The 22,590-nt window shown below is 56.0% G+C and carries 22 protein-coding genes; 9 read left to right on the top strand and 13 right to left on the bottom strand.

The annotated features are described in order from the left end of the window. Position 1 precedes the first annotated feature (1 nt). A complete protein-coding gene (ubiU, locus tag RCF31_RS10150; RefSeq protein WP_208713862.1) occupies positions 2–997 on the bottom strand; it encodes a ubiquinone anaerobic biosynthesis protein UbiU in 996 nt (331 codons plus the stop codon). A 205-nt stretch (positions 998–1,202) separates the two neighbouring features. On the opposite strand from ubiU, the gene ubiT reads away from it, so the two are divergent. After that, positions 1,203–1,727, top strand: coding sequence for a ubiquinone anaerobic biosynthesis accessory factor UbiT (ubiT, locus tag RCF31_RS10145; RefSeq protein ID WP_416410206.1), 525 nt, complete (start codon positions 1,203–1,205; stop codon positions 1,725–1,727). Next, the gene (locus RCF31_RS10140) at positions 1,721–2,227 is read left to right on the top strand and encodes a GNAT family N-acetyltransferase (RefSeq protein ID WP_299457739.1); all 507 of its coding nucleotides are present in this window, start codon (positions 1,721–1,723) and stop codon (positions 2,225–2,227) included. The genes ubiT and RCF31_RS10140 overlap by 7 nt, the downstream gene beginning before the upstream one ends. Here RCF31_RS10140 and RCF31_RS10135 read toward each other — a convergent pair. Beyond that, a complete protein-coding gene (locus RCF31_RS10135; RefSeq protein ID WP_084872293.1) occupies positions 2,211–2,498 on the bottom strand; it encodes a GIY-YIG nuclease family protein in 288 nt (95 codons plus the stop codon). The two genes, RCF31_RS10140 and RCF31_RS10135, sit on opposite strands and share 17 nt — an antisense overlap. A 101-nt stretch (positions 2,499–2,599) precedes the next feature. Here RCF31_RS10135 and RCF31_RS10130 point away from each other — a divergent pair, with 101 nt between their 5' ends. After that, complete coding sequence (locus tag RCF31_RS10130; RefSeq protein ID WP_084872295.1) at positions 2,600–3,031, top strand: YhbP family protein; 432 nt, start codon at positions 2,600–2,602, stop codon at positions 3,029–3,031. Positions 3,032–3,119: 88 nt separating this feature from the next. On the opposite strand, the gene RCF31_RS10125 is transcribed toward RCF31_RS10130, so the two are convergent. After that, positions 3,120–3,644: a type 1 glutamine amidotransferase domain-containing protein gene (locus tag RCF31_RS10125; protein WP_299457732.1), complete on the bottom strand. Its 525-nt coding sequence runs from the start codon at positions 3,642–3,644 to the stop codon at positions 3,120–3,122. A 130-nt stretch (positions 3,645–3,774) separates the two neighbouring features. Between RCF31_RS10125 and RCF31_RS10120 the strand changes: the two genes are divergently transcribed. Further along, complete coding sequence (locus RCF31_RS10120; protein WP_416410202.1) at positions 3,775–4,812, top strand: permease; 1,038 nt, start codon at positions 3,775–3,777, stop codon at positions 4,810–4,812. Here the strand turns inward: RCF31_RS10120 and nrdG are convergent. Continuing rightward, the gene (gene nrdG / locus RCF31_RS10115; protein ID WP_416410200.1) at positions 4,705–5,271 is read right to left on the bottom strand and encodes an anaerobic ribonucleoside-triphosphate reductase-activating protein; all 567 of its coding nucleotides are present in this window, start codon (positions 5,269–5,271) and stop codon (positions 4,705–4,707) included. The two genes, RCF31_RS10120 and nrdG, sit on opposite strands and share 108 nt — an antisense overlap. Next, positions 5,268–7,406 (bottom strand): anaerobic ribonucleoside-triphosphate reductase, encoded by a 2,139-nt coding sequence (gene nrdD / locus RCF31_RS10110; protein WP_416410198.1) that lies wholly within the window; start codon positions 7,404–7,406, stop codon positions 5,268–5,270. Before nrdD ends, nrdG begins: the two co-directional genes overlap by 4 nt. Positions 7,407–7,674: 268 nt before the next feature. On the opposite strand from nrdD, the gene RCF31_RS10105 reads away from it, so the two are divergent. Further along, on the top strand, positions 7,675–10,059 hold the full coding sequence (locus RCF31_RS10105) for a beta-N-acetylhexosaminidase (protein WP_416410196.1): 2,385 nt from the start codon (positions 7,675–7,677) through the stop codon (positions 10,057–10,059). A 45-nt stretch (positions 10,060–10,104) separates the two neighbouring features. Here the strand turns inward: RCF31_RS10105 and ridA are convergent, their stop codons facing one another. From ridA to argF, 4 genes are all read right to left on the bottom strand, one after another. Continuing rightward, positions 10,105–10,491: a 2-iminobutanoate/2-iminopropanoate deaminase gene (gene ridA / locus RCF31_RS10100; protein WP_299457724.1), complete on the bottom strand. Its 387-nt coding sequence runs from the start codon at positions 10,489–10,491 to the stop codon at positions 10,105–10,107. Between the two features lie 81 nt (positions 10,492–10,572). Then, positions 10,573–11,037: an aspartate carbamoyltransferase regulatory subunit gene (pyrI, locus tag RCF31_RS10095; protein WP_013507722.1), complete on the bottom strand. Its 465-nt coding sequence runs from the start codon at positions 11,035–11,037 to the stop codon at positions 10,573–10,575. Positions 11,038–11,050: 13 nt separating this feature from the next. Continuing rightward, on the bottom strand, positions 11,051–11,986 hold the full coding sequence (gene pyrB / locus RCF31_RS10090; protein ID WP_084872316.1) for an aspartate carbamoyltransferase: 936 nt from the start codon (positions 11,984–11,986) through the stop codon (positions 11,051–11,053). A 243-nt stretch (positions 11,987–12,229) separates the two neighbouring features. Continuing rightward, on the bottom strand, positions 12,230–13,237 hold the full coding sequence (gene argF, locus RCF31_RS10085; RefSeq protein ID WP_313683305.1) for an ornithine carbamoyltransferase: 1,008 nt from the start codon (positions 13,235–13,237) through the stop codon (positions 12,230–12,232). A 164-nt stretch (positions 13,238–13,401) separates the two neighbouring features. On the opposite strand from argF, the gene rraB reads away from it, so the two are divergent. Further along, the gene (gene rraB / locus RCF31_RS10080) at positions 13,402–13,821 is read left to right on the top strand and encodes a ribonuclease E inhibitor RraB (protein WP_013507725.1); all 420 of its coding nucleotides are present in this window, start codon (positions 13,402–13,404) and stop codon (positions 13,819–13,821) included. A gap of 57 nt (positions 13,822–13,878) precedes the next feature. Continuing rightward, positions 13,879–14,640: a tRNA isopentenyl-2-thiomethyl-A-37 hydroxylase MiaE gene (gene miaE, locus RCF31_RS10075; RefSeq protein ID WP_416410192.1), complete on the top strand. Its 762-nt coding sequence runs from the start codon at positions 13,879–13,881 to the stop codon at positions 14,638–14,640. Between the two features lie 5 nt (positions 14,641–14,645). Here miaE and RCF31_RS10070 read toward each other — a convergent pair whose 3' ends face one another. The 4 genes from RCF31_RS10070 to pepA all read right to left on the bottom strand — a co-directional run bounded on the left by RCF31_RS10070 (position 14,646) and on the right by pepA (position 20,117). Continuing rightward, positions 14,646–15,149 (bottom strand): GNAT family N-acetyltransferase, encoded by a 504-nt coding sequence (locus RCF31_RS10070; RefSeq protein WP_299457711.1) that lies wholly within the window; start codon positions 15,147–15,149, stop codon positions 14,646–14,648. Positions 15,150–15,217: 68 nt separating this feature from the next. Then, entirely contained in the window at positions 15,218–18,073 is a 2,856-nt protein-coding gene (locus RCF31_RS10065; RefSeq protein WP_416410189.1) for a valine--tRNA ligase, read from the bottom strand. Positions 18,074–18,078: 5 nt separating this feature from the next. Beyond that, the gene (locus RCF31_RS10060) at positions 18,079–18,537 is read right to left on the bottom strand and encodes a DNA polymerase III subunit chi (protein WP_084872332.1); all 459 of its coding nucleotides are present in this window, start codon (positions 18,535–18,537) and stop codon (positions 18,079–18,081) included. 68 nt (positions 18,538–18,605) lie between these two features. Beyond that, positions 18,606–20,117 carry a leucyl aminopeptidase gene (pepA, locus tag RCF31_RS10055; protein WP_084872334.1) on the bottom strand — a complete coding sequence of 504 codons (1,512 nt, stop codon included), beginning with the start codon at positions 20,115–20,117 and terminating at the stop codon, positions 18,606–18,608. A gap of 269 nt (positions 20,118–20,386) precedes the next feature. On the opposite strand from pepA, the gene lptF reads away from it, so the two are divergent. After that, on the top strand, positions 20,387–21,487 hold the full coding sequence (gene lptF / locus RCF31_RS10050) for an LPS export ABC transporter permease LptF (RefSeq protein WP_416410186.1): 1,101 nt from the start codon (positions 20,387–20,389) through the stop codon (positions 21,485–21,487). Next, entirely contained in the window at positions 21,487–22,563 is a 1,077-nt protein-coding gene (gene lptG, locus RCF31_RS10045) for an LPS export ABC transporter permease LptG (protein ID WP_084872337.1), read from the top strand. The genes lptF and lptG overlap by 1 nt, the downstream gene beginning before the upstream one ends. Positions 22,564–22,590: the final 27 nt, after the last annotated feature.

Genomic DNA, 22,590 nt, shown 5'->3' with positions numbered 1-22,590 from the left:
CTTACTGCCAGTCGCGATGGTAAGCGCCGAGCGTGGTCTGGCTACCTTCAGAAAGTTCGCCCAGCGCCTGCATCCAGGGTTCCTGAACGGCATACTGCTCTGGCGCTGCCATACAACGGTCAATCGCCTGACGCCACACTTTCGCCACCTGCGCCACATAGGCCGGGCTGCGCTGGCGACCCTCAATCTTCACCGATGCCACCCCGGCACGCAGCAGTTCCGGCAGCAGCGACAGGGTGTTGAGGCTGGTGGGTTCTTCCAGCACGTGATAACGCTGGTTATCAACCTCGTAGCGTCCTTTACACAAGGTGGGATAACCGGCACTTTCATCCGGTCCATAGCGGTCAATCAGCACCTCATTCAGGCGTGATTCCATGCCCTGCGGCGTCTGTTGCCAGCGCACGAATTTGGCGGGGGAACAGGCTCCGGCGCTGTTGGGTGATTCCCCGGTCAGCCATGAGGAGAGGTAGCAGCGGCCTTCGGCCATGATGCATAGGCTACCGAAAGCAAACACTTCCAGCGGCACCGGTGTTTCTCGTGCCAGCTGCTTCACCTGGTGCAGCGACAATACGCGCGGCAGCACCACGCGATGCAGCTGAAAATGGCGGTGATAAAAGCGGATCGCTTCCAGATTGGTGGCCGACGCCTGTACTGAAAGGTGGCGTTCAACCTGCGGATAGTGCTTTGCCGCATATTCCAGCGTGGCGATATCGGCGAGAATCAGCGCGTCTGCGCCATTTTGCGCCGCGATATCAATCGCCTGTTGCCAGCGATTCATGCCGTCAGGATGGGCAAAGGTGTTAATCGCGACGTGCAGCTTGCGCCGATGCTGGTGCACAAAGCGCGCCGCTTCGGCCAGTTTTTTGTCGGTAAAATTAAGACCAGCAAAGTGGCGGGCATTGGTATCGTCTTTCAGGCCGACGTAGACGGCGTCGGCGCCATGCTCCACCGCCGATTTCAGCGCGGGTAAATTCCCCGCCGGGCACAGCAGTTCCATACATTTTCCTCCCCCGGGTTCTGGACGGCGTTGAGTGTAGGTAAGCACTCGTCACAGAATGTTGATTTAAGGCAGTGAAACGGCCAATGGTGATGCAGATTGAAGATTTTTCACACAACCAGAGTGCGAATTCCTTGATCTCAGTGGAGGCGAAGCCAAACGGATGTGGCAGAATAGGTAAAATTTTCTGAAGGGAGTGCAGCTGGTGTTTACTCGCTTACGCGGTTTGATTGTTGAAAAAGGGCCAGAATTCTTAGCCTTACCGGTGTCATTAACCCCTTTCGCGCTGAAAAAAGCCGTTTTGCAACAACTCCTAAACTGGCAATTTCGCCATGCTTTGGCTGAAGGTGAGTTAGACTTTCTGGAAGGGCGCTCCCTGGGAATCGAAATCAGCGACATCAATTTGCGCTGGATGACCACGTTACAGGCCGGGCGTCTGACTGTTTCGCGCGACACCAAAGCTGATGTCTGGTTTCGCGGCGAAGCCAACGATCTGTTGCTGGTGGCAGCACGCAAAGCGGACCCCGATATGTTGTTCTTTCAACGCCGTCTGGTGATTGAAGGTGACACGGAGCTGGGACTGGAGGTGAAGAACCTGATGGATGCCATTGAACTGGATGCCATGCCCACGCCATTGCGAACGGGATTGCAGCAGCTGGCTGCTTTTGTTGAGGCTGGACTGAAACAGGACGCGAAGGCCACTGAGTCGCGCGCGGGGATCTCATGTTGATTCGTACTGAAATTGGCGTCGATGCGGCCAGCATCGACAGTCTGTTAAAGCGCTGTTTTGCCAGCGCCGCCGAAGCGGAACTGGTGCAGCAGTTGCGTGAAGATGGTTTGCTGACCCTTGGCGTGGTTGCGACCGATGATGAAGGCCAGGTTTTGGGGTATGCCGCGTTCAGCCCGGTGACGTTGCAGGGCGAAGACCGTAACTGGGTCGCTCTGGCACCGCTGGCAGTGGATGAGACGGTACGCAAACAGGGCATCGGTAAACAACTGGTGTACGAAGGGCTGGATGCACTGAACGAATTTGGTTACAGCGCAGTGGTGGTGCTGGGCGATCCGGCTTACTACCATGACTTCGGCTTTGAACCGGCAGCGCGTCACGGGCTACATTGCCGCTGGCCTGGCTCAGAAGCCGCGTTTCAGGTGTATAAGCTGGCTGACGACGCGTTTGCTGGCGCGGAAGGGCAGATCGAGTTCGCTGCACCTTTCAATCGTTTTGCGTAAACCAGTTGTTCAGGCTGGGCGGCTGTTGCGCCACCAGTTGCAGCTTCTGTGCCCGGCTTAACTGCTTCACCTGATACTCAAGCCGTGATGCGGCAGACCGATCGCCCGCATCACAATGAAACACCAGCGTCAGTGGACCTTTTCCGCGCAATGATCGCGCTCCACGTCCCTGCTGATGCTGCTGTAAACGCCGGTTCACGTCTGTGGTGATGCCGGTGTAGAGTTGGCCTGCGGCGGTTTGCAGCATATAAAGCTGCCAGCCCTGCTCCATGATGATTAACCTCGGAAAAATCGCTGACAGGCAGTGTAGCGCGCATCTGGCGTTGCCGCTATCCGTCAGCACAGGCCTCCGGCCTGCAAGGGAGTTCGATTGTGTCCGACCATTCCCATCTGATTCGCTACCTGAAAAAACAGCATGCGCTGTCGCTGTGCGCGACAGACGGCGACGATCTATGGTGCGCCAACTGTTTTTATGTCTTCGATGAATCCCGCATGGTTTTCTGGCTGATGACCGAGCCAGACACCCGACATGGTCAGCTGATGCAGGCTAATCCCCGCGTGGCGGGCACCGTCAATGGCCAGCCGAAAACGGTGCTGCTGATCAAAGGTGTACAGTATCGCGGTCATATTCAGCGTTTAAGCGATGAAGCTGAACAACAGGCGCGTCACGCCTATCAGCGCCGCTTCCCGATCTCACGTGCTGTCACGGCACCGCTGTGGGAGATTGTGCTGGAAGAAGTGAAGATGACCGATAACGCGCTGGGTTTCGGCAAGAAAATTGTCTGGCAGCGCGGTGATTCGTAGCGGCGCGATTTATCGCGCAATGCCGTGCATGCTGGCGGAGAAAAACGCGCGATAAATCGCGCCGCTACGGTTGTGCAGGCTAAAACTATCAGGCCGTAGTATTGAGAATCCGCAGGGATTCGCGGTTAAAGGCGGGCAGATCATCCGGGGTGCGGCTGGTGACCAGTTTGTCATCATCCACCACCACTTCTTTGTCGTAGAAGTCCGCACCGGCGTTGCGCAGATCAATGGCGATGGCTTTCACGCAGGTCATTTTGCGCCCGCGTACGCCATTGGCACTGATTAATAACTGCGGCCCGTGGCAGATGGCAAACACCGGTTTCCCGCTGGCAACAAATGCTTTGGTGAAGTTGACGAAACGATCGTCACCGCGCAACGTATCGGGTGAATGTCCGCCCGGCAGTAGCAGGGCATCGAACTCTGCCGCGTCCACATGATCAATATCCTTATCGATTTTTACCTCGGCTTTGCCTTGTTTGCCTTTGACCGTTTTACCGGCTTTCATCTCAATGGTGACCACTTCATGGCCCGCTTTGGTGTAAGCCTCCGCGGGTGAGGTAAATTCTGAGTCTTCAAATTCATCGGTAATCAATACCGCAATCTTCTTGCTCATCTTTCTCCTCCTTCATTAATTACCTTGTTGCCAAAAACAGTAGCATCTCAATTTTAGAGCACATCAATATGGAAAAATTCCTTAACCTGATAAACACTCTGGTTAATCAGTCTGGATACGGAACCCTGCCATGAATCAACTCACTTCTGCTGCTCCGGCAACGCGTTTTGCCTGGTGGAAACCGCTGTTGTTTTTGCTGGTGGTGGTCGTTGGCCTCTGGTACGTCAAATGGCAGCCGTACTACGGCAAAGCCTTTACGGCGGCGGAAACGCATTCCATTGGCAAATCGATTCTCGCGGGCGCTGATGCCTCACCCTGGCGTGCCGCGCTGGATTACGCGATGGTGTATTTTCTGGCGGTGTGGAAAGCGGCGGTTCTGGGCGTTCTGCTGGGTTCGCTGGTACAGGTACTGATCCCGCGCAACTGGCTGCTACGGCTGATGGGGCAAAACCGCTTCGGCTCAGCGCTGGTGGGCACCGGCCTCGGGCTGCCCGGGATGATGTGTAGCTGCTGTGCAGCACCGGTTGCGGCCGGGCTGCGCCAGTCACAGGTATCCAGCGGGGCGGCGATGGCCTTCTGGCTGGCGAATCCGGTGCTCAATCCGGCTACGCTGATTTTTATGGGGTTTGTGCTTGGTTGGCAGTTTGCCGCCATCCGGCTGGTGGCAGGGGGCATCATGGTGCTGGGCATTGCCTGGCTGGTGCAGCGCAGCGTGCCAGAGCGCATCGCCTCCCCGGTGGCCATTCAGGACACCGGGCCGGAAGAGCCTTTCCTGCAACGCTGGTTGCGTGTGCTGTGGCGACTGTTCTGGAACACCATTCCGTTGTATATCGTGGCGGTGCTGCTGCTGGGGGCGGCGCGTGTCTGGTTGTTCCCGCACACCGATGGTGCCGTGGGCAATACGTTGTTTTGGGTGGTGGTGATGGCGCTGGCGGGATGCCTGTTTGTGATCCCGACGGCAGCCGAGATCCCGATCGTTCAAACCATGATGCTGGCGGGAATGGGCATCGCGCCAGCCCTGGCGCTGTTGCTGACATTACCCGCCGTTAGCGTACCTTCGTTACTGATGCTGCACCGGGCTTTTCCGGCCCGCGCCTTGTGGATAGCCCTGTTGGGTGTGGCTTTCAGTGGGATGTTGGTCGGGGTGCTCGCCCTGGGGCTGGCGTAAATACCAGATTTTCTGATTGCGGCTGCCGCGCCACAGCAGCCGCGCATCTTTCTCTTCTTCGATAAAACGCCCGTCGATTAGCACGTCAATTTCCGCGATCACCTCACGCTGGGCATCGCTCAGTTCCGCCAGCTGATAGCCGGTCCACAACCAGATATCTTTGTCCGGACATTCGCGCCGTACGCGTTTCACCAGGCGACGTATATGCGGCACGTTATGCGGATGCAGCGGATCGCCGCCGCTCAGCGACAATCCCTGACGCGGAATGCGACGATCCTGCAAATCGGCGATCAATTTTTCTTCCATCGCCAGCGTAAACGGCACACCGGAATCGAGTCGCCAGGTGCTCTGGTTGTAGCAGCCACGGCACTGGTGCTCGCAACCGGCGACAAACAGCGTGCAGCGCGTACCTGGTCCGTTAACGATATCGACGTCATAATAGCGATGGATATGCATCATCCCAGTTGTCCCGTATCCAGGTGTTTAACCCGACGCTGCACCTCTTCCTGCTTACCGGCGTTAAACGGACGCGCATCCGGGCTGCCGAGATAGCCACACACGCGCCGCGTCACCGAAACGCGTGCCGGATCGTGGTTACCACAGCAGGGGCAGGTAAAGCCCTTGCTGGTGCAGCTGAATTCACCGCTAAAACCACATTCGTAGCATTCATCAATCGGCGTATTGGTGCCGTAATAGGGCACGCGGTCGTAGCTGTAATCCCAGACATCTTCCAGCGCTTTGAGGTTGTGCTGGATATTGGGATATTCGCCGTAACAGATAAAACCGCCGCTGGCGAGGGGCGGGTAGGGTGCCTCAAAATCAATTTTGTCGTACGGATTAACCTTCTTCTCGACATCAAGATGGAAGCTGTTGGTGTAATACCCTTTGTCGGTGACACCGGGTACCACGCCAAATTCGGCGGCATCGAGGCGGCAGAAGCGGTCGCACAGATTCTCGCTCGGCGTACTGTACAGGCTAAAGCCGTAGCCGGTTTCGGCTTTCCACACATCGACGGCCTGGCGCAGATGCTCGACAATCGCCACCCCTTTGGCGCGCAGATAATCGGCATCATAGGGATGGACCTCGTTGCCGCTCAGGGCATTGAGGGTTTCATGCAGGCCGATATAGCCGAGGGAGATGGACGCGCGGCCATTGCGGAAAATCGGCCCGATATCGTCATCCGCGTTGAGACGCACGCCACAGGCTCCTTCCATATACAGAATCGGCGCGACGCGCGCTTTGGTTTTTTCCAGCCGGGCGATACGTGTCATCAGCGCGCGTTTTGCCAGCGCCAGACGCTCATCCAGCAGCGACCAGAAACGTGCTTCATCGCCCTGCGCTTCCAGCGCAATGCGCGGCAGGTTGAGGCTGATGACGCCAAGATTATTGCGCCCTTCATGAATCTGCTGACCATTTTCCTTGTACACGCCAAGGAAGCTGCGGCAACCCATCGGGGTTTTAAACGATCCAGTGACTTTCACCACTTGATCATAATTCAGGATATCCGGGTACATGCGCTTACTGGCGCACTCCAGCGCCAGTTGTTTGATGTCGTAGTTCATATCGCCTGCGCGACGGTTGATGCCTTCGCGAATGGCAAACACCAGTTTTGGGAATACCGCAGTTTTATGGTTTTTGCCCAGTCCGGCTATGCGATTGCGCAGAATCGATTGCTGTATCAGGCGCGCGGCCCAGTCGGTGCCGAGGCCAAAACCAAAGGTCACAAACGGCGTTTGCCCGTTAGCGGTATGCAGCGTGTTGACCTCATATTCCAGCGACTGAAAGGCGTCGTAGCACTCTTTTTCTGTACGCGCGCGGGCATACGCTTCGGCATCGTCAATCTGCCATTCAAGTGCGACGGCCCGGTGTTTTTCCAGGCTCAGGGTGACAAAGGGGGCCAGCACTTCGTCAATGCGGTTGATAGTGGTGCCACCGTAAATATGGCTGGCGACCTGGGCAATGATCTGGGCGGTGACGGCGGTGGCAGTGGCGATCGATTTTGGCGGTTCGATCTCTGCATTGCCCATTTTGAAGCCGTTGGTCAGCATGCCGCGCAGATCGATCAGCATGCAGTTAAACATCGGGAAGAAGGGCGAATAATCGAGATCGTGGTAGTGGATTTCGCCGCGCTCGTGCGCCAGCACCACATCACGCGGCAGGATTTGTTGCTGTGCGTAGTGTTTAGCCACGATGCCAGCCAGCAAATCGCGCTGAGTAGGGATCACTTTGCTGTCTTTGTTGGCGTTTTCATTCAGCAGGGCGGCGTTGGTTTGTTCAACCAGGCCACGAATCGCGTGATGCAGTTTTCCGCGCTGCTCGCGTGCCAGATCGCGATCGTGACGATATTCAATATAGGCGCGTGCCAGTTGGGGCCACGGGCCGCTCATCAGCGTCTCTTCTACCGCGCACTGAATGTCGCGAATATCCACTTCGTCGCGGCTAGCCAGCAGCAGGCTTACCTCAGTCGCCACCTGGGTGCACCAGGCGTTATCGTTCACCTGGGCAGCGCGTGCTGCAGCCTGCACCGCACTGGCAATGCGCTGTTCATCAAAAGGCACTTTGCAGCCATCACGCTTAATCACTACCGTTGCCATTTAGCCTCCATGAAACTATATGTTGTGGTTTTAGTGAAGTGTAATATCTACATATGGTGTTTGCGCGGAAATTAATTAGGCCGTTATTGACCAGGCGCAAAGAAGTTCCTGCAAAGCATGAAAGGCGTGCAATCTGCCATCTGACTAAACTGAAAAAGTTTTAACACGCCCATACTTCTGGTTTGCCTGGCTTGATTTGCGTCGCGAAGCAGGTTTAATGGGCTTTTTGCCGGTTTTGGTCCGTCAATTTTCCACAAGGATGCCCTTCATGTCTCTGCCCCGAACGCTGCTTGCCTGTTGTTTAGCAATGAGTTTTTCTGCTTTCGCGACACCGGCAGGTGGCCTGCCGCTCATGCCCTGGCCGCAACAGGTTGAACAGCCGCACAGCGGCGGAGCGTATCAGCTGACACCACAGCTCACGCTGCAAATCTCAGGCGATCATCTGGAGGGGGCGGAGGCGCGCTGGCTGGCACGCATCGCACGGCAAACTGGCTGGCCGTTGTTACCGTCCGCTGCGTCAGACGAAAAGGCCACCATTCGCATCCAGATTGCGGATGCGGTTGATCCGGTCCCCCAGCCGGACAGCGATGAAAGCTATCATCTGGTGGTCAACAGTGACGGCGTGCTGCTGGAGGCCAGGACTCGTTTTGGGGCGATGCGCGGCATGGAGACGTTGTTGCAGCTGATTGAAAACAGCGAAAGTGGCACGGTGATCCCTTATGTCACCATCGACGATCGACCGCGCTTTGCGTGGCGCGGGTTGCTGATCGATTCTGCCCGCCACTTTATGCCGGTGGAGACCCTCAAACGTCAGATTGATGGCATCGCGGCGGCACGCATGAATGTTTTCCACTGGCATCTGACCGACGATCAGGGCTGGCGCTTTGCCTCCAGCCATTATCCCCAGTTGCAGGAGAAAGCCAGCGATGGTCGCTACTACACGCAGCAGGATATGCGCGATGTGGTGCAATACGCCACGCAACGCGGTATCCGCGTGGTGCCGGAAATCGATCTGCCAGGTCATGCGTCGGCCATTGCGGTGGCGATGCCAGAGCTGATGAGCGCACCGGGACCTTATACGATGAAGCGCGGCTGGGGGGTGTTTAAGCCGCTGCTCGATCCGAGTAATGAAGAAGTCTTCAACTTTATTAATACGCTGGTGGGGGAGGTAGCGGCGATCTTCCCGGATCCTTACCTGCATATTGGCGGCGATGAAGTTGATCCCACGCAGTGGAATGATTCCCCAAAGATTCAGCAGTTTATGCGCGATCATGGCCTGAAAGACGCCCATGCTTTGCAGGCGTGGTTTAATCAGCGGGTGGAAAAAATCCTCGAAGCCCACCAGCGGCAGATGGTGGGCTGGGACGAAATCTATCATCCCTCCCTGCCGCATAGCATTCTGATCCAGTCATGGCAGGGGCAGGATGCGCTGGGCGAGGTGGTGAAAAATGGCTATCGCGGTATCCTCTCGACCGGCTTCTATCTTGACCAACCGCAGCCTGCGGCTTATCACTACCGCAACGAACCTTTCCCCCAGGGGTTAAATGGGCAGGATCAGCTGCAACCGGGTGAACAGGCGCAGAGCTGGCAATTCACCCTGCCGCGTCTGAAGGGCAGTGCGGTACAGGGCAGCTTCACCCTGATTGACGGCAAAGAGGGCTGGCGTGGGTTTATCGACTTCAACGGCAAAGCACGGCGTCTGGTCAGCCAGGTTGACTGGTTATCGCCCGGGGAGGTGACGTTCCGTGTCGATAGCTGGATGGGAGAAGTGCAGCCGGTGGTGACGCTGACGGAAAACAACCTGACCGGTTATATGCTGGTGGGTAACGTGCGTTATCCCACGGAAGGTAGCCGCCTGGCGCAGGTACCGGCGGGCATCGCTCCGTCGCTGCCGACAACCCAGCAGCTCAGCGAAAATCTGCTGGGCGGCGAAGCGGCGTTATGGGCAGAAAACGTCAACAGCCAGATTATTGATACCAAACTGTGGCCGCGTACTTTTGTCGTGGCCGAGCGGCTGTGGTCTGCCGCTGATGTGAACGACAGCGACAATATGTACCAGCGTCTGCGTGCTATCGATCGCTGGAGCACCGTGTCGGTAGGGTTACAACAATACCGGCAGGCGGAAGTGCAGATGATGCGTTTGGCCAACAGTACCGATATCACCCCGCTGCGCGTGCTGAGCGAAGTGCTGGAACCGGCGCAATATTACACGCGCCAGCATCTGAAATTCCAGGCGGGGCACTACAACTATTTCGAACCACTGAACCGGCTGGCCGACGTGCTACCTGCGGAGAGTGAAGCGATACGTTTGCTGGATCAACAGGTCGATGCGTTGATTGCCAATCGCGAAAACCATCAGGCCGCCAACGCTATTCGCCAGCAGTTACAACGCTGGTTGAGCAATTGCGACCGGGTAATGCCGCTGACGCTGCATAACTATCAGTTACACGCGTTGCAATCGCAGGTGCAGCAGGTAGCTGAGCTGAGTCGTCTCGGGCTGGATTTAGTGGCGACGTTGCAGCGTAATCAGGCGTATGGCGCAGGCGAAGTGGCGCAGATGCAGGCAAAACTGGATGCGGCTGCGCTGGTGCAGGATGAAACGGTACTGGCTTTAGTGAGACCGTTGGAAAAACTGCTACGTTCTTTCAAATAACAACGGATGTAGCGGCGCGATAAATCGCGCCGCTACGACAAGGGATCAACGACGAATCGCGATCGCTTCGATCTCAATCTTCACGTCTTTCGGCAGACGAGCGACTTCTACGCAGGAGCGTGCCGGGAAGCTGGCGTTGTGTTCGGTGAAAAAGGCTTCATAGGTGGCGTTAACGGTGGCGAAATCGTTCAGATCTTTCACGAACACCGTGGTTTTTACGATATCACCCACTTTCAGGCCAGCGGCTTCAACAATCGCCTTCACGTTGTCCAGCGACTGACGCGCCTGAGCGGAAACATCTTCCGCGACTGCGCCGGTTTGCGGATCCACCGGAATCTGGCCGGAGGTGATGATCATGCTGCCGAGATCCACGCCCTGTACATACGGACCAATCGCTGCCGGTGCTTTTTCAGTACTGATTTCGCGAGACATTGTTTCTCCTTAAGAAAGTGCGCCGCCAGCCACTGCCCGCGACGTGAAAATATCGACCCATTATAGGGACGCAGCCGACGATTACCAGTGACCGAGCACCACGTGGTGCGCGAACTCTTTCTCGCAATATTTGCACTTCAGATGCACTTCATTGTCGCGCTTTTTCACCGCAAAACTGGAGAACACCGGTTCACTGCGGCTGATACAGTTGCCGTTCGGGCAGGTGAGCACGCGCTCGATACGATCCGGTAAAGTCGGGGCGATCTTCGCCACCACTTCATACTCGTCGATGCGGTTGACGGTGGCATGCGGCGCATACACCGCCAGCTGGTTGATCTGATCGTCGGTCAGGAAAGTGTTTTCGATCTTGATCAGATCCTTACGTCCCATTTCGCCGGAAGGCAGATTCAAACCGATGGTGATGCGTTGATCGGTTTCCGTCAGGCGAAACAGCGACAGTAACTTAAAGCCAACCTGCGCCGGGATATGGTCAATCACCGTGCCGCGTTTGATGGCTTCAACCTGCAATTTGTTATCGTGTGTCATGCTGTTTTCCTCCTTACAGGGCCAGGTCGCGATTCAGGACCAGCGCCAGCAGCGCCTGGCGGGCGAAGATGCCATTACCAGCCTGCTGGAAATACCAGGCGTGTGGTGTGCTATCGACGTCGGTGGTGATCTCATCAATGCGGGGCAGTGGATGCAGCACCTTCATATTGTCGCGTGCCCCTACCAGGTCGCTGGCGCGCAGGATGAACTGGGCCTTAACGTTGGCGTATTCCGACGGGTCAAGACGCTCTTTCTGCACGCGCGTCATGTACAGGATATCCAGCTGCGGCAGCACTTCTTCGATACTGTCATGACGTGACCAGCTGATGTTCCGCTCATCCAGCATATCGGTGATGTAAGACGGCATTGCCAGCGCATCAGGGGCGATAAAGAAGAAGCGGTTGCCGTCGAATTTCGCCAGTGCCTGAGTCAGGGAATGCACGGTACGGCCATATTTCAGGTCACCGACCATCGCCACATTCAGGTTATCCAGGCGACTCTGGGTTTCGCGGATGGTGAACAGGTCCAACAGGGTTTGGGTCGGATGCTGGTTGGCACCGTCACCGGCATTAAGAATCGGCACGCCGCCGGAAAACTCGGTCGCAAGGCGAGCAGCCCCTTCCTGTGGATGGCGCATCACGATGGCATCAACATAGGTGCCAATCACCGAGATGGTATCGGCGAGGGTTTCGCCCTTTTTACCGAGCGAGGTGTTGCTGCCATCAGCAAAACCCACCACCGAGGCACCGAGGCGATGGATGGCGGTTTCGAACGACAGGCGGGTGCGGGTCGAGGCTTCAAAGAAGCAGCTGGCAATCACGTTGTGCTTCAGTAGTTCTGGCTGTGGGTGCGCTTTCAACTGCGCAGCGGTATGCAGTACCAGCTCAAGCTCGTCGCGACTGAGATCGTTGATAGAAATAATGTGCTTACGATATAGCGGGTTGGCCATAGCTCTCTCCTCTGCGCTGCCGGATGACGGACAAAAAAAAGCCCCTGCTTAAGGGGCTTTTTTTGCGATCGATTGATGACGGAAAGAAACAGGTGCGCCGCCAGCTTTCTGGCGTAATGGAGCGTCAAATTGTGCGCTGCGCTGTTGCATGCTTCCTCCCGGCAAATTGTGGCGCATTATACGCATTCACTGATTTGCATCAAGCAAAAATCGCGGTGAGGTAAACGTTTGCCCTGACGGCTGTTACGGCTGCCCCAGCGTGGCGACCATCACCGCTTTGATGGTGTGCATACGGTTCTCTGCCTGATCAAATACGATGCTGTGTTCCGACTCAAACACGTCATTGCTGACTTCCATGCCGTCATGCAGACCGTACTGCTCGGCCATCTGGTGTCCGAGGGTGGTTTGATCGTCGTGGAAGGCGGGCAGGCAGTGCAGGAATTTGACCTGCGGATTGCCGGTCAGCGCCAGCATCGCGCTGTTGACCTGATACGGGCGCAGCAGGGCGATACGATCGGCCCATACTGATTTGTCTTCCCCCATCGATACCCATACGTCAGTGTAGATGAAATCGGCACCCTGTACGCCGTCGGCGATATCTTCCGTCAGGGTAATTTTGCCACCGGTTTTCTGTGCCGCCACACGACATTGCTCCACCAGTTGTTCTTCTGGCCAGCAGCCTTTTGGTGCGACCAGACGCAGATCCAGCCCGACCAGCGCTGCCGCTTCCAGCATGCTGTTACCCATGTTGTTGCGTGCGTCACCGACGTACACCAGCGTCATTTCGCTCAGGGATTTCTGCGGCAAATGTTCCTGCATGGTGAGGAGATCGGCCAGCAGCTGTGTTGGGTGGAATTCGGTGGTCAGCCCGTTCCATACCGGTACGCCGGCGTATTCGGCAAGGGTTTCCACCAGCGCCTGGCCGTAGCCACGATACTGGATGCCGTCATACATGCGGCCCAGCACGCGCGCGGTATCTTTCATCGACTCTTTATGGCCGATCTGGCTGCCGCTCGGGCCGAGGTAAGTGACGTTAGCACCCTGGTCGTAAGCGGCAACTTCGAAAGAGCAACGGGTACGGGTCGAGTCTTTTTCGAAGATGAGCGCGATGTTTTTACCTTTCAGGTACTGCGTTTCGCTGGCGTTTTTCTTTGCGTGTTTTAATTCACCGGCAAGGCTTAACAGGTAATCAATTTCTGCTGGGGTGAAATCCAGCAATCTCAGGAAATGACGTTGATTCAGCTGACTCATACAGCTCTCCGTGTGATCATCATAAATGAATTAAAATTCAATCTAACCGGATGAATATGCATTTTCAACCCCAGCGTTAAGAAACTTTGTGTTTTGAGTAGTGGCGCGCGAGGCAGTGTGGGAAAATAATTGCATTCATTGCCGAACATTTTGAGGACATCACCATGGCATACGAAGCATTGCTGGAAGAACAACGCGAAGAGACGCGGTTGATCATTGATGAATTACTGGAAGATGGCAGCGATCCGGATGCGCTCTACACCATCGAGCATCATCTCTCCTGCAACAATTTTGACTCGCTGGAAAAAGCGGCGGTTGATGCCTTCAAGCTGGGCTACGAAGTCACCGAGCCGGAGGAGCTGGAGCTGGAAGATGGCAGCACGGTGATGTGTGTCGATATTCTGAGCGAAGCGGCTCTGAAACCCGAACTGATCGATGCGCAGGTTGAGCAACTGGTGAACCTGGCGGGTAAATACAACGTCGATTACGACGGCTGGGGCACCTACTTCGAAGACCCGGACGCGGAAGACGAAGATGATGACGGCGACTTCATTGATGATGAAGACGACGGTGTGCGTCACTAAGCATGAACGGGCGGCCATGTTGCTGCCCGTATTTTTCTCCCGCAGATAAAGACATTCATGAATTACGCCCCGCTATTAGCACCTATCCATCAGTTTCTACATTGCCGCACGCCGCAGGCGTGGATTGATGAAGCGCGCAAACCAGAAAATCTGACGTTGCTGCTGACCGATCATATGGTGTGCGAGTTAAAAGCGGCACAGACCGCCGTCTGGCTGATTCGCAAATATGTTGCGGATAAGCCCAGTGGTGACGCCATTCTGGCGTGGCTACAGCCTTATGAAGATTTCATCTTTGGTGAAAATCAAGACAGCAACTTTATCAACGCCCATAAGAATCTGACCAAAAGCATCATCGTGCGCAATGAACTGCCGTGGGCGGATGATCTGGTGGAAAAGATGGTGCTGCTGATCAAAGAAGAGCTGCATCATTTTTATCAGGTATGGGAAATCATGCAGGCGCGTGGTCTGCCGTATCGCAAAATCACTGCCAGCCGCTACGCGAAGGGATTGCTGCGCGAGGTCACCACGCATGAACCGGATACGCTGGTGGATAAGCTGATTTGTGGTGCTTACATCGAAGCGCGTTCCTGCGAACGTTTTGCCAGCCTGGCACCGTATCTGGATGAGCAACTGGAGAAATTCTACATCTCACTGCTGCGTTCAGAGGCGCGTCATTACCAGGATTATCTGGCGCTGGCGGCGCAGATCTCCCCGAAGGATATTGCACCACGCGTGCGCGCCATTGGTGAGGCAGAAGGGCGGCTAATCAGCGCACCGGATACGGAGCTGCGTTTTCATAGCGGCGTGCCGGTGTTTTGATGTCGTTACAGGGTACGCAGCATGCGTACCTCACAATCCACATGCCCGGTGCAGCCCAGCGCTTCTTCAATCAGCGTAAAACCGAGCGATTCATATAACTTAATGGCACGTGTCAGGCTGCCGGTGGTTTCCAGATAACAGCGGCGAAACCCCTGCTGGCGTGCGTAATCCATCGCGCGCAGTGCCAAATCCCGCGCCAGGCCGAAGCCGCGCACTTCCGGCATAAAGTACATTTTCTGCAATTCACAAATATCCGGCGCACTGCATGCCAGTGGTGCCACGCCGCCCCCGCCCAGCACCTTGCCCTGATGTTCAACAATCCAGTAGGCGCTGTTCGCCTCGCTATACAATTCAAACAGACGATCCAGGTTGGGATCGGACACGGTATAGCCTTTGTCCGCGGTCAGACCGAACTCGGCAGACACCGCGCGAATTACCTGCGCAATCAGCGGATTATCGGCAGCAGTAATCGGGCGCACCTGAAGATCCAGTGGGGTGACGGTGGTCATTATCATCTCATCCGATATAAAAAAGCCGGGCAGTGCCCGGCTTCGGTTAAGCAGTTGGCCTGAAACGCTTACAATGCCGCAATCACGCCTTGCTGTTCAATCAGTTTTGCTTTCGATTGTTCCAGTTCCGCTGCGCGCTCGCGCTCTTTCGCCACCACCGCTTCCGGTGCGCGGGCGACAAAGCCTTCGTTTGCCAGCTTGGTCTGGATCTTCTCGATCTCAACATCAAGCTTGGTCAGCTCTTTCGCCAGACGATCCAGCTCCGCGTCTTTGTTGACCAGATCCGCCATCGGGATCAGCAGCTCCGCGCCTTCAACGATCTTGGTCACCGATACCGGGCCTTTCTCGCCCGCAGGCAGAATGGTCAGGCTTTCCAGGCGCGCCAGACGCGACAGGAAGTTGCGGTTCTCCTCCACGCGACGCAGCGCCGCAGGGGAGCAATCACGCAGCAGCACATCCAGCGGCTTGCTCAGTGCGATGTTCATTTCCGCACGGATATTACGTACCGCAACAATCGCCTGCTTCATCCACTCGATATCCGCTTTGGCTACGGCATCTTCTTTCGCCGCATCGTACTGAGGGAACGGTTGCAGCATGATGGTATCGTCGCTGATATTTTTCAGGCCTTTAACACGCTGCCAGATGGTTTCGGTGATAAACGGAATAATCGGGTGCGCCAGGCGCAGCAACGCTTCCAGCACGGTGACCAGCGTGTTACGCGTACCGCGCAGTTCCGCTTCGCTGCCGCTGTTCATCACTGGCTTGGTCAGCTCCAGATACCAGTCACAGAACTGGTTCCAGGTGAAGTCGTACAGCAGGTTCGCCGCGATATCGAAACGATAGCTGTCCAGCGCTTCACGATAGGCTTTCACCGTGCTGTTGAACTCGGTCAGGATCCAGCGGTCCGCCAGCGACAGCTTCATTTCGCCGCCGTTCTGACCACAATCCTGCTCTTCGGTGTTCATCAGCACAAAGCGGCTGGCGTTCCACAGCTTGTTACAGAAGTTGCGGTAGCCTTCCAGGCGCTTCATATCCCAGTTGATGTCACGGCCGGTTGAAGCCAGCGCTGCCAGGGTAAAGCGCAGGGCGTCGGTGCCTGATGGCACGATGCCGTCCGGGAATTGCTTCTCGGTACGTTTGCGGATCTTATCCGCCAGCTGCGGCTGCATCATGTTACCGGTGCGTTTTTCCAGCAGATCTTCCAGCGAAATGCCGTCAACCATATCCAGTGGATCGATGACGTTACCTTTCGACTTGGACATTTTCTGTCCCTCTTCGTCGCGGATCAGGCCGGTGATATACACGGTCTTGAACGGCACCTGCGGCTTGCCGTCTTCATCTTTCATGAAGTGCATGGTCAGCATGATCATGCGGGCAATCCAGAAGAAGATGATGTCGAAGCCACTCACCAGCACGCTGGTCGGGTGGAAGGTACGCAGCGCTTCGGTGTTCTCCGGCCAGCCAAGGGTGGAGAAGGTCCACAGGCCGGAAGAGAACCAGGTATCCAGCACGTCTTCGTCCTGGCGCAGCGCGATGTCGGCAGCCAGATTATTTTCCTGACGAACTTCCTCTTCAGTACGACCCACATACACGTTGCCGTGGTTGTCGTACCAGGCCGGAATGCGGTGACCCCACCACAGCTGACGGGAAATACACCAGTCCTGAATGTCACGCATCCAGGAGAAATACATGTTTTCGTACTGCTTCGGCACAAACTGAATGTCGCCGTTTTCCACCGCTTCCACCGCGACTTTCGCCAGCGGGGCAGTGCGCACGTACCATTGGTCGGTCAGCATCGGCTCGATCACCACGCCGCCACGGTCGCCGTAAGGAACGGTCAGATCGTGAGGTTTGACCTCATCCAGCAGGCCGAGTGCGTCAACCGCAGCCACCATTGCTTTGCGCGCGGCAAAACGTTCCATGTTCTGGAACTGCGCCGGGATTTCGTTGCTGTACACATCGGTTTCTTCACCGTTGGTGTCCAGCACCTCGGCGGTGACACGGATGTCGCCATCGAAAGTCAGGATATTGATCATCGGCAGCGCGTGACGACGACCCACTTCGTAGTCGTTAAAGTCGTGCGCCGGGGTGATCTTCACGCAACCGGTGCCTTTTTCCATATCGGCATGATCATCACCGACGATCGGAATGCGACGGTTGACCAGCGGCAGGATCAGTTCTTTGCCGATGAGATCTTTGTAGCGTGGATCTTCCGGGTTCACCGCGACACCGGTGTCGCCCAGCAAAGTTTCCGGACGGGTGGTGGCGACCACCAGATAATCTTTACCTTCCGCCGTTTTGGCACCATCGGCCAGCGGATAGCGGATATGCCACATGGAACCTTTGGTTTCACGGTTCTCCACTTCAAGGTCAGAAATGGCGGTACGCAGTTTCGGATCCCAGTTTACCAGGCGCTTGCCACGGTAAATCAGGTTCTCTTTGTACAGACGTACAAACACTTCTTTCACGGCATTGGAAAGCCCTTCATCCATGGTGAAGCGCTCGCGCTCCCAGTCAACTGAGTTGCCGAGGCGACGCATCTGACGGGAGATATTGCCGCCAGATTCCGCTTTCCACTGCCAGATTTTGTCGATAAAGGCTTCGCGTCCGTAATCCTGACGTGTTTTGCCCTCTTCAGCTGCGATTTTGCGCTCAACCACCATCTGGGTAGCGATACCCGCGTGGTCAGTACCGGCCTGCCACAGGGTGTTTTTACCCTGCATACGCTGGTAGCGAATCATGGTGTCCATGATGGTCTGCTGGAAGGCGTGACCCATATGCAAGCTGCCGGTGACGTTCGGCGGCGGGATCATGATGCAAAAGCTTTCCTGGCTGGTATCGCCATTGGGTTTAAAGTAGCCCTGCTGTTCCCAGTGCTCGTAGAGCGGCTGCTCGATATCTTGCGGGTTATATGTCTTTTCCATTTCTGCTATGTCGTTTGCGGCTGTGGTGGCGTCGCCGTATTCAATTGGAAACCAACGCTGCGATACGCTTTGTAGCGGTCACGCGCCAGTTGTTTCTGGGATTCTTCGTAAGGTACGAAGTCTATCACTTCATGGAAAGCAGTAGCAAAATCTGCAAACTGCGGCAGCAGGCTGATCAGCAAATCGCGTGGCGAGCTGCCACGACGTTGCGGCCACGCCAGTTCAACCGGTGCGCCATAACGCGGCCCTTCACCGGCCAGGTTATGCGGCACAAAGGCGTTGGCCGGGCGCTGCCATAATGCTTCATCCAGACGATTCGCCTGTTGTTCATCGTTGCAGGCAATCAGGATGCGTTTGCCGTCACGCCAGCGTGCTTCGGCCAGATCGCAAACCAGCGCTTCGATGGCGCTCAGGCCGTCGCTGGCAGTATCGGACTCCATCACATAAAAGGTGGCGTTTTTCATGGCGGGCTACATTCCATTAATGACATTGGGGCGCATTATGCGCCCCACAAGTAAGGTCAATCCAGCAATCAATCGTCGCCGTTCAGACCTGCACGATTCAGCAGGAACTGCGACAGCAGCGGCACCGGACGGCCGGTGGCACCTTTGGCTTTACCGGAGCGCCAGGCGGTACCGGCGATATCCAGGTGCGCCCAGTTAAATTTGCGGGCAAAGCGTGCGAGGAAGCAGGCGGCAGTGATGGCTCCACCAGGGCGGCCGCCAATGTTCGCCATATCGGCAAAATTGGATTCCAGCTGTTCCTGGTATTCATCCGCCATCGGTAAACGCCAGGCGCGGTCGCCAGACTGTTCTGAAGCCCCGATCAATTCGTGCGCCAGCGGATTATGGTTCGACATCAAACCACTGACATGATGACCCAGCGCAATCACGCAGGCACCGGTCAGGGTTGCGACGTCAATCACCACTTCCGGCTCGAAGCGTTCAACGTAAGTCAGGGCATCACACAACACCAAACGACCTTCGGCATCGGTGTTCAGCACTTCTACCGTCTGGCCTGACATGGTGGTCAACACATCCCCCGGACGCATGGAACGGCCATCCGGCATGTTTTCACAGCCCGCCAGCACGCCCACCACGTTCAGCGGCAGATTCAGCTCCGCCACCATGCGCATCACGCCATAAACCGAGGCAGCGCCGCACATGTCGTACTTCATTTCGTCCATGGCTTCGGCGGGTTTGATCGAGATACCGCCGGAATCGAAGGTCAGACCTTTACCGACCAGCACAATCGGACGTTCGTCCGGATCGCTGCTGCCTTTGTATTCAATCACCGACATCAGCGATTCATTCTGCGAACCGGCACCGACGGCGAGATAGGCATTCATACCCAGCTCTTTCATCTGCTGTTCGCCAATCACCCGGGTGGTGACGTTTTTGCTGAAGGCATCCGCCAGCTGGCGCGCCTGCGACGCCAGATAAGCGGCGTTACAAATATTTGGCGGCATATTGCTGAGGTCTTTGGCGGCTTTCACGCCAGAGGCGACAGCCAGACCATGCTGAATGGCGCGTTCGCCACTGGTCAACTCACGACGCGTCGGCACGTTAAACACCAGCTTACGCAGCGGGCGACGAGGTTCGACTTTGTTGCTTTTCAGCTGATCGAAGTTGTACAGCGCCTCTTTGGAGGTTTCGACTGCCTGACGCACTTTCCAGTAGGTATTGCGGCCTTTGACGTGCAGTTCGGTCAGAAAGCATACCGCTTCCATCGAGCCGGTATCGTTCAGCGTGTTAATCGTTTTCTGAATAACCTGCTTATACTGACGCTCGTCCAGCTCGCGTTCTTTGCCGCAGCCGATCAGCAGGATGCGCTCGGAAAGAATATTTGGCACATGGTGCAGCAGCAGTGTCTGGCCCACTTTACCCTCAAGCTCACCGCGGCGCAGCAGGGCGCTGATGTAGCCGTCGCTGATCTTATCGAGTTGTTCGGCAATCGGTGACAGACGGCGCGGTTCGAAAACACCAACTACAATACAGGCGCTACGCTGTTTTTCCGGGCTACCGCTTTTTACACTGAACTCCATGCACTCTCCTGAATCTTAAAGACAACGGTCGAAGCTGTCGTTAGAATGTAGCGCGCTCGTAACGCATTAAATTTGTTGCGACGCCATGACATTTAAACGCCGGCGGTCATAATGAGTTAGGGTGGCAATGTGTTGTTTTTTCACCACCCGGACGCGTTTGTCATACTATTTTAGCTGCGATGACGGCCATTGATGAAGAAAAATGGCTGATAAGCGTTGAAACTAGCGATTTTCCTGCAAAAAGACAAGTTATCACAGGCGTACTAAGCGTGATCATCATTAGATATCTGGTTCGGGAAACGCTCAAAAGCCAGCTGGCTATCCTATTCATCCTGCTACTGATCTTCTTTTGTCAGAAGTTAGTGAGGATCCTGGGTGCCGCGGTGGATGGCGAAATCCCGACAAACCTGGTTCTGACATTGTTAGGACTTGGCGTGCCTGAAATGGCACAACTAATCCTGCCCCTAAGCCTGTTTCTGGCGATTTTAATGACCCTTGGGCGGCTGTACACCGAAAGTGAAATCACGGTGATGCATGCCTGTGGCCTGGGTAAAAGCGTGCTGGTGAAAGCAGCCATGATCCTGATGCTGCTCACTTCCATCGTGGCAACCATCAACGTGGTGTGGCTGGGTCCCTGGTCCTCGCGTTATCAGGATGAGGTGACGCAGAACGCGAAAGCCAACCCTGGTGCGGCGGCGCTGGCGGCAGGTCAATTCCAGACCTCCAGCGACGGCAATGCGGTGTTGTTTGTTGAAGACGTAAAGGGCAATCAGTTCGGCAACGTCTTCCTCGCGCAGCTGCGTCCGAAGGGCAATGCGCGTCCTTCCGTGGTGCTGGCCGACAGCGGCCATATGCAGCAACGTCCGGATGGCTCGCAGGTGGTGACGCTGGATAAAGGTACTCGTTTTGAAGGCACGGCGATGCTGCGGGATTTCCGCATTACCGACTTCGTCAATTATCAGGCGGTAGTGGGTTACAAAGAAGCGGTGCTCGATCCTAACGATTCCAGCCAGGCCGATATGCTCACGCTGTGGCAAAGCAAAGATCCGTCGTTTAATGCAGAGTTAAACTGGCGTCTGACACTGGTGTTTGCGGTGCTGGTGATGGCGTTGATGGTGGTGCCGCTTAGCGTGGTAAACCCGCGACAGGGCCGTGTGCTGTCGATGCTGCCTGCCATGCTGCTGTATCTGATCTTCTTCCTATTGCAAAGCTCGCTGCGGTCGAATGCGGCAAAAGGCAAGTTCGATCCGGCGATTTGGATGTGGGTGGTTAACTTCGCGTATCTGGCGCTGGCGATCGGCCTGAACCTGTGGGATACGGTGCCGATGCGCCGCATCCGTGCCCGTTTTAGCCGTGGAGGGCCAGTGTGATGTTTAAGGTACTTGACCGCTACATCGGCAAAACCATCTTTAACACCATCATGATGACGCTGTTCATGCTGGTGTCACTGTCGGGCATCATCAAGTTTGTTGATCAGCTGCGTAAAACCGGGCAGGGCGTGTACACCGCGCTGGATGCGGGTTACTACACGCTGCTCAGCGTGCCGAAAGATATCGAGATTTTCTTCCCGATGGCCGCACTGCTCGGCGCGTTGCTGGGTCTGGGAACGCTGGCGCAGCGTAGTGAGCTGGTGGTGATGCAGGCATCGGGTTTTACCCGCATGCAGGTGGCACTGGCGGTGATGAAAACGGCGATTCCGTTGGTATTGCTGACCATGGCGATTGGTGAGTTTGTTGCGCCGCAGGGCGAACAGATGGCGCGTAACTACCGGGCGCAGCAGCTGTATGGCGGGGCGCTGGTCTCGACGCAAAATGGTCTGTGGGCGAAAGATGGTCGCAGCTTCATCTATATCGAACGCATCAAAGGCGATAACCAGATTGATGGTGTCAGCATCTACAACTTCAACGATCAACGTCGTCTGCTGAGCGTACGCTATGCGGCGACCGCCACCTGGGATAACGCGAAGAAGCTCTGGGTGCTGTCGCAGGTCGATGAGTCCGACCTGACAGATCCGAAGCAAATTACCGGTTCGCAGAGCCTGAGCGGTGAATGGAAAACCAACCTGACGCCAGATAAGCTGGGTGTGGTAGCGCTGGACCCGGATGCGCTGTCGATTCGCGGTCTCTACAACTACAGCAAATACCTCAAGCAAAGCGGGCAGGAAGCCGGTCGTTATCAGCTGAATATGTGGAGTAAAATCTTCCAGCCACTTTCCGTGGCGGTGATGATGCTGATGGCGCTGTCGTTTATCTTCGGCCCGTTACGTAGTGTGTCGATGGGGGTGCGTGTGGTAACGGGTATCAGCTTCGGCTTCCTGTTCTACGTGCTGGACCAGATTTTTGGCCCATTAAGCCTGGTGTATGGTATCCCGCCGATTCTCGGCGCGATTCTGCCGAGCGGTGCGTTCCTGCTGATTAGCCTGTTCCTGCTGTTTAAACGGCGCTGATAGCTGCATCATCCGTAACGGCGCGAT

This window comes from Pantoea sp. App145, from assembly GCF_047947045.1.
In the GTDB taxonomy this organism is placed as follows: Bacteria; Pseudomonadota; Gammaproteobacteria; order Enterobacterales; family Enterobacteriaceae; genus Pantoea.
The sequence above is the reverse complement of the archived record's forward strand: the minus strand, read 5'-3'. Positions and strand labels throughout refer to the sequence as shown.

Excerpts from the sequence above, each read along its gene's own strand:
- pepA (WP_084872334.1), bottom strand. The coding sequence starts at position 20,117 with ATGGAGTTCAGTGTAAAAAGCGGTAGCCCGGAAAAACAGCGTAGCGCC.
- RCF31_RS10140 (WP_299457739.1), top strand. The coding sequence starts at position 1,721 with ATGTTGATTCGTACTGAAATTGGCGTCGATGCGGCCAGCATCGACAGT.
- RCF31_RS10105 (WP_416410196.1), top strand. The coding sequence starts at position 7,675 with ATGTCTCTGCCCCGAACGCTGCTTGCCTGTTGTTTAGCAATGAGTTTT.
- ubiU (WP_208713862.1), bottom strand. The coding sequence starts at position 997 with ATGGAACTGCTGTGCCCGGCGGGGAATTTACCCGCGCTGAAATCGGCG.
- nrdG (WP_416410200.1), bottom strand. The coding sequence starts at position 5,271 with ATGATGCATATCCATCGCTATTATGACGTCGATATCGTTAACGGACCA.
- RCF31_RS10070 (WP_299457711.1), bottom strand. The coding sequence starts at position 15,149 with ATGACCACCGTCACCCCACTGGATCTTCAGGTGCGCCCGATTACTGCT.
- rraB (WP_013507725.1), top strand. The coding sequence starts at position 13,402 with ATGGCATACGAAGCATTGCTGGAAGAACAACGCGAAGAGACGCGGTTG.
- argF (WP_313683305.1), bottom strand. The coding sequence starts at position 13,237 with ATGAGTCAGCTGAATCAACGTCATTTCCTGAGATTGCTGGATTTCACC.
- RCF31_RS10065 (WP_416410189.1), bottom strand. The coding sequence starts at position 18,073 with ATGGAAAAGACATATAACCCGCAAGATATCGAGCAGCCGCTCTACGAG.
- RCF31_RS10125 (WP_299457732.1), bottom strand. The coding sequence starts at position 3,644 with ATGAGCAAGAAGATTGCGGTATTGATTACCGATGAATTTGAAGACTCA.
- ridA (WP_299457724.1), bottom strand. The coding sequence starts at position 10,491 with ATGTCTCGCGAAATCAGTACTGAAAAAGCACCGGCAGCGATTGGTCCG.
- miaE (WP_416410192.1), top strand. The coding sequence starts at position 13,879 with ATGAATTACGCCCCGCTATTAGCACCTATCCATCAGTTTCTACATTGC.
- nrdD (WP_416410198.1), bottom strand. The coding sequence starts at position 7,406 with ATGGCAACGGTAGTGATTAAGCGTGATGGCTGCAAAGTGCCTTTTGAT.
- pyrB (WP_084872316.1), bottom strand. The coding sequence starts at position 11,986 with ATGGCCAACCCGCTATATCGTAAGCACATTATTTCTATCAACGATCTC.
- RCF31_RS10120 (WP_416410202.1), top strand. The coding sequence starts at position 3,775 with ATGAATCAACTCACTTCTGCTGCTCCGGCAACGCGTTTTGCCTGGTGG.
- pyrI (WP_013507722.1), bottom strand. The coding sequence starts at position 11,037 with ATGACACACGATAACAAATTGCAGGTTGAAGCCATCAAACGCGGCACG.
- RCF31_RS10135 (WP_084872293.1), bottom strand. The coding sequence starts at position 2,498 with ATGGAGCAGGGCTGGCAGCTTTATATGCTGCAAACCGCCGCAGGCCAA.
- lptG (WP_084872337.1), top strand. The coding sequence starts at position 21,487 with ATGTTTAAGGTACTTGACCGCTACATCGGCAAAACCATCTTTAACACC.
- RCF31_RS10060 (WP_084872332.1), bottom strand. The coding sequence starts at position 18,537 with ATGAAAAACGCCACCTTTTATGTGATGGAGTCCGATACTGCCAGCGAC.